The following is a 4894-nucleotide window of genomic DNA, read 5'->3' as shown; positions in this document are numbered from 1 at the left end:
CGCTGTGGCTCACGCTGATCAGCGGCAGCGTCGGCCTGGTGCTGGGGACCGGCGCGGCCCTGGCCCGCACAGCGCGCTGGGCGGCCGTGCGCTGGGCTGCCGGCTTCTACATCTGGGTCATCCGGGGCACGCCGCTTCTGGTGCAGATTCTGTTCGTGTACTTCGCGTTGCCGGTGCTGGTGCCAGGGTTGAACCTGCCCGACTTTGCCGCTGCCGTGCTGGCCCTGGGCCTGAACGTGGGCGCCTACAACGCCGAAGCCATCCGCGCCGGGCTGCTGGCCGTGCCCCGTGGCCAGACCGAGGCCGCCAAGGCGCTGGGCCTGGGCCGGATACATGTCTTTTTTGACGTGGTGTTCCCCCAGGCGTTCAAGATCTCGCTGCCGCCGCTGGTGAGCAACTTTGTGGCGCTGCTCAAGGACTCCTCGCTGGCCTATGCGATTGGCGTGGTGGAGCTGACCAACGTGGGCAACCGCATCCAATCGGCCACCTTCCAGCCGATCGCCACGCTGTCCACCGTGGCCATCACCTACCTGCTGCTGACCACGCTGGTCACCCAGATCTCGAACGCGGTGGAGTACCGTTTTGACGTGGAAGGCCGCAACAAATGACGACAGGCCAAGCCACTCCTTTTATCGTCGTGGACCGGGTCTGCAAATCTTTTGGCACGCACCAGGTGCTCAAGGACGTCTCGACCACCTTCAACACCGGCGAGGTGACCGTGATCATCGGTGCCTCGGGCTCGGGCAAGAGCACCTTGCTGCGCGCCATCAACCGGCTGGAGCCGCACGACAGCGGCACCATCACCATCGGTGGCGAAGCTGTGGGTGACGACCAGCACACCCTGCAAAAGCAGCGCAGCGAGGTCGGCATGGTGTTCCAGCAGTTCAACCTGTTCGGCCACATGAGCGTGCTGGACAACGTGACGCTGGCGCCGCGCCGCATCCGCCACACGCCAAGCGCGCAGGCCTACGAGCAGGCCATGGCCCTGCTGCGCCGCGTGGGCATGCAGGACCACGCCCACAAGTACCCCTGGCAACTGTCGGGCGGCCAGCAGCAGCGCGTGGCCATTGCGCGCGCGCTGGCCATGCAGCCCAAGGTGATGCTGTTCGACGAACCCACCTCGGCCCTGGACCCCGAGATGGTGCAGGAGGTGCTGGACGTGATGCGCGAACTGGCCCGTGGCGGCATGACCATGATCGTGGTGACCCACGAGATGGGCTTTGCCCGCGAGGTGTCCGACCGCGTGATGTTCTTTGACCAGGGCCGCATCGCGCACGACGCCCCGCCCGCCGAATTTTTCAGCAACCCCGCCAACGACCGCATCCGCGCCTTCATCGGCCGCATGGGGGCCTGAAGAAATGAAGCCCCCCCTGAGTCGCCTCGGGCCGCGCCTACCTGATGCGCTCTGTGCCTCACCCCATGCCATGGGCACCTGAGATCCAGGTCCATGTGACATCCACAAAAAAGCCAACAACCCCTACCGGAGTGACCATGAAACTGAACCACACGTTCCTCGCCCTGATGGCCGCCGGCCTGTGCAGCCTGCCACCCGCAGCCTTTGCGCAGACTGCCAAGGATTTCGAAGACATGCGCAATGAGCTCAAAGCCCTGCGCGCTGAGCTGAACCAGCTCAAGGCCCAACAGGCACAAGCACCTGCCGCCCCAGCCGCGTCTGCATCGGCATGGAACGACCGCATCGAAGCGGTGGAGCTCAAGCAGAAGGACGCAGTGGTGCTGGGCGACATCCCTGGCAGCTTCCGCCTGCCGGGCAGCGAAACCTCGATCCGCGTGTACGGTTTTGCAGAAGCCAACATGGTCAAGGACTTCAAGGGCACGGCCCCTGGCGACACCTTCACCAACCTGATGGAACAGCCCCTGGGCAACACGCGCAACGGCAAGACCAGCCTGACCGCACAGACCTCGCGCTTTGGTTTCGAGACCTCCACACCCACCTCCGTGGGCACCTTCAACACCAAGATCGAAGCCGACTTCTATGCCTACTGCGGCGCCGAGTGCAACCGCAACCGCCTGCGCCTGCGCCATGCCTACGGCGAATACGCAGGCTGGCTGATCGGCCAGACCTGGTCCACCTTCATGGACACGGACAACCTGCCTGAGACGGTGGACTTCAATGGCCCACCCGGCGCCACCTTCCGCCGTCCCACGCAGATCCGCTATACCTACAACAACCCCAGCATCGCCAAGTTCCAGTTCGCACTGGAAGAGCCCACAGACGGCGCACGCAGCCCCAACCTCGTGGCCCGCATGGACAAGGCCTACGACTGGGGCAACGTGAATGCCCGCCTGATGTCGCACGAACAGCGCGTGTCCGGCGTGTCCAAGCGCGGCACAGGCTTTGGTCTGGGCGCTGGCTACAAGATCACCGGCACCACCACGCTGATGGCGCAGTACACGCGCCTGGACGGCGATGGCGACGGCGCCTACCTGGTGGGCACCAACTACCCGGTGCTGGACGGCGGCACGGTGCGCCTTGACAAGTCGCACGGCGTGGTGCTTGGCCTGTCCAACGTGTTCAGCGAACAGCTGCGTGGCACGGTCTCATTGGGCCTGGTGCGTTCGCGCAACCACCTGGGTGATGCGTACGTGAATGCCTACGGCGCCGAAGGCAACCACAAGCTCTACCAGTGGCACGCTGGCATGTACTACCTGCCGATCAAGAACGTGGAACTGGGCGGCGAGCTGATCGGTGGCCGCCGCACCACGTTCGACGGCCAGCAGGGCGACATGCTGCGCCTGAACCTGCAGGCCCGTTATCTCTTCAACTAAGCCTTCGCCGCGTTGAAGCAGGCTGGCCGGGCAACCGGCCAGCCTTTTTTCGTTTATTGCATTGCCTCTTTGCCTATCGATGAAACCCGAACGTTTTGGCCTGATGGCCCTGCTGGCCGTCACCGTGGTGTGGGGCACCACCTTCCCGGCCATGAAGCTGTTGTCTACCCAGCTGGATGCGCTGCAAATCATCTGGCTGCGGTTTGTGATTGCGCTGGCGGTGCTGGCACCGCTGTGGTGGGGCATGTGGCGCCAAGAGCGCCTGTGGGGCTGCGCCCTGGGTGTGCTGCTGTTCCTTGCGTTCTGGCTGCAGATCGAGGGGCTGGCGCGCACCAGCAGCAACCGCAATGCGTTTGTGACCGGCCTGAATGTGCTGGTGGTGCCGCTGATTGCGATGGCCGCCCTGGGGCGGCGCTATGGCTGGCGGCTGTGGGCGGCCTGCGCAATGGCCCTGGCCGGCATGACCTTGATGTTTCATGAGAACGAGCCCTGGAACCTGGGCGATACGCTGACACTGGCCAGCACCGTGTTCTATGCCCTCTACATCCTGGCGCTGGAGGAATGCGCGCGCCGCACGGCAGCACGCCCCCTGCGCGCCACGCGCATGGCGGCAGCGCAGGCCACGGTGATGGCGGCGGCCTCCACCCTGCTGCTGCTGGGCCGCGACGGGGGCATGGGCTGGCTGCAGTCCACCGCACACTTGCCGACCGAAGCCTGGGTGGCGCTGCTCTACCTGGGCCTGCTGGCCAGCGTGGTGGTGGTCACGCTGCAGGCCTGGGGCCAGCAGCGCGTGGACGCCATGCGCAGCGCCATCGTGTTTGGGCTGGAGCCGGTGTTCGCCGCCCTCACGGCCTGGGTGCTGCTGGGCGAACGGCTGGGCTGGGCGGGCCTGGCGGGCGCAACGCTGATCGTGGCGGCACTCGTGTTCAGCCAGATCCCACCGTCTGCGCGGGCACAGCACGCCTGATCCAAAAAAATCAAGGAAAAGCAGGCTTCTCCGCGCGACCAGCATGCCTTTAAAGCTATACAAATGATAGCAATACTACCTCTGCAGTACGGATGCACGCCGCCATGCGGCGCGGGGCGCGGCACTACACCTGCGTGACCAACCCCACCATCTTCACCACCTCCAGGTCACGCCCCTTGACCGAGGCCAGCTCGGCGCGCAGGCGGTCGTTGTTCCAGCGTGCATCGGGGGCGCCGCTGAGAAACCAGTCCGAGCCGTTGTCGGCCAGGAACATGCCGTAGGTCTTGAGCGCCACCAGGATGGCCTGGGCCTCGGGGCTGAAGCTGGCGGGGATGGCGTAGGCTGCTTTGAGGCGCACGCGCATGCCCATGGGCGGCAGGTTGGGGTCGGTGTTCGACGACGCATAGTGTGTGGCCGGTGGCACAAACGCGCGGCGTGTGCGCGCCGCCGTGAAGCGCAGCGCATGGCGGATGCCACCCGCGCCCTGAGAGGCCTCGTCGTACCGCACCAGCCCGGGGAAGATGGGCAGCCCGGCGGCGTCGGCGCTGGTCCAGCCGGGCCTGGCGGTGGGCCGCACGGTGTTGTTGTCGAGGTGGAACACGGCGCCCACATCGGCCACCCAGCGGTCGCCGCGTGCAAAGGCGCGCCCCAGTTCATACAGCCGCTGGTTGTCGCGGTCGATCACCAGCACATGCCGGTCGCCGTTCTGCCCCGGCGCGCCTTCCACCGGTGCGTCCAGCGGGATGGGAAACGGGCCGGGGTCGCTCTCGCCACCGTAGGCCTGGTACTCGACGGCCACCCGCGCCTGCTGGCCCGAGACCACCTGGTAGGGGATGCCAATGGGCGCGCCCTCCCACAGGCCGGAGCCGAAGTCGCGGTACAGGCCCTTGTCGGCGCCGATGCTGGCGATCAAGCTGTCAGAGGCCGGGTCCACCTCGGCGCCGCTGATGTCGGTGTTCCAGGGGTTGTCGGCCGGGAAAGGGATGGCTCCGTTGAGCGCCGCGCCGGCCCCCAGGCTCGCGCGCGAGAGGTTGCCATAGGCCACGCTGCCAGGCGGCGGTGGCGGCAGGGGCGACGGCGACGGCGACGGCGATGGGGCTGGCGCGGGGCTGGCCGGGGCATCGTCGCCACCACCGCCAC

At 66.6% G+C, this 4894-nt stretch carries 5 protein-coding genes; 4 read left to right on the top strand and 1 reads right to left on the bottom strand.

The window, feature by feature from the left end:
- From DBR12_RS20615 to DBR12_RS20600, 4 genes are all read left to right on the top strand, one after another.
- A partial coding sequence (locus DBR12_RS20615) for an amino acid ABC transporter permease (protein ID WP_108618942.1) occupies positions 1 to 608 on the top strand: 608 nt, incomplete at its 5' end.
- Positions 605 to 1354, top strand: coding sequence for an amino acid ABC transporter ATP-binding protein (locus DBR12_RS20610; RefSeq protein ID WP_108618931.1), 750 nt, complete (start codon positions 605 to 607; stop codon positions 1352 to 1354). The genes DBR12_RS20615 and DBR12_RS20610, both read left to right, overlap by 4 nt.
- 137 nt (positions 1355 to 1491) lie before the next feature.
- Positions 1492 to 2787, top strand: coding sequence for a DcaP family trimeric outer membrane transporter (locus tag DBR12_RS20605; RefSeq protein WP_108618930.1), 1296 nt, complete (start codon positions 1492 to 1494; stop codon positions 2785 to 2787).
- A gap of 79 nt (positions 2788 to 2866) precedes the next feature.
- On the top strand, positions 2867 to 3754 hold the full coding sequence (locus DBR12_RS20600) for a DMT family transporter (protein ID WP_108618929.1): 888 nt from the start codon (positions 2867 to 2869) through the stop codon (positions 3752 to 3754).
- Positions 3755 to 3878: 124 nt separating this feature from the next.
- Here DBR12_RS20600 and DBR12_RS23325 read toward each other — a convergent pair.
- Positions 3879 to 4894, bottom strand: a 1016-nt coding sequence (locus tag DBR12_RS23325) for a hypothetical protein (RefSeq protein ID WP_108618928.1), incomplete at its 5' end; no start/stop codon positions are given.

The organism is Acidovorax sp. HMWF029, from assembly GCF_003060895.1.
Classification (GTDB): Bacteria; Pseudomonadota; Gammaproteobacteria; order Burkholderiales; family Burkholderiaceae_C; genus Acidovorax.
Note: the sequence above shows the minus strand (reverse complement) of the source record. Positions and strands in the feature narration are given on the sequence as shown.